The sequence below is a fragment of the Falsiroseomonas sp. E2-1-a20 genome (assembly GCF_051433195.1).
Classification (GTDB): domain Bacteria; phylum Pseudomonadota; class Alphaproteobacteria; order Acetobacterales; family Acetobacteraceae; genus Falsiroseomonas.
Genome location: NZ_JBHMFT010000173.1, coordinates 1 through 878, shown reverse-complemented (window position 1 = coordinate 878; position 878 = coordinate 1). Strand labels below are relative to the sequence as shown.

Genomic DNA, 878 nt, shown 5'->3' with positions numbered 1-878 from the left:
GCCGCCATGGGGTGAGGGGTTTCGGCCTCTCGGCTGTGGTGGTTCTGATAGACGGCCTGTTTCAGGCCCTTCTGGATGTCGGACCTGCCCCGGATGGGGTGGGGAGGATGTTCGGACAAGCACCAGCGATCCATCCGGCTGCCCCTCCCTCCGCCTGACGTGGCGTAGTGTCCTGTTGCGACCTTCGGGTTGCCGGACATTGTGCTGCGCGGGTCAGACAGGTGTGGGGGCCAGTAGCTCAGTTGGTTAGAGCACACGCTTGATAAGCGTGGGGTCGGAGGTTCAAGTCCTCCCTGGCCCATTTTTCCTTGGCCCTTGGCCAAGGAAAAATCCCCCGGAGGGGGTGACGAGCGATCTGCGCGGCATGCCGCGCAGCGCGGTGTGCCGATGGCGCGCCTCGTTACCGTCTTTCGGTTGCTCTGGCCTGGATGATTTCGGGGGCTTAGCTCAGCTGGTAGAGCACCTGCTTTGCAAGCAGGGGGTCATCGGTTCGAATCCGTTAGCCTCCAGATTTGGTGGCTGGCGGGTTGGGTCCGGTGGGTCCGGCTTGCGGTTTGCGGGTGCGCTTGGTTGGGCGCGTCCTTGAGAGACGCATCACCGCGAGGTGGTGCGGGCTTCCCTCAACAGTTTCCCGCCGGGGCTTTGGCTCCGGATTGGGCATGTTCTTTCAAACGGTGAAGATGATTTGGTGGATGGTGATCCGCCGCTGCGGTCCGGGGCGCGAGCTCGGGGCTGGGGTGGCAGGTGTCGTCATCCAGTGTGTGTGTAATTTGGGTAGAGTGTGCCGTTGTCGTTCCTGAGTGGGGGCGGGCTGGCCTGGTGGGCGAAGGTTCATCTGGTGCGGTTTGGTCCTGCGCGCGGACGGCGGTGGTTGAGTA

The 878-nt window shown here is 63.3% G+C and carries 2 tRNA genes; both read left to right on the top strand.

Annotation, left to right across the window (positions count from 1 at the left end):
- Positions 1-227 precede the first annotated feature (227 nt).
- Positions 228-301, top strand: a tRNA-Ile gene (locus ACFHPP_RS31205).
- A gap of 135 nt (positions 302-436) precedes the next feature.
- Positions 437-509: transfer RNA gene (locus ACFHPP_RS31200), tRNA-Ala, on the top strand.
- The last annotated feature ends 369 nt before the right edge of the window (positions 510-878 follow it).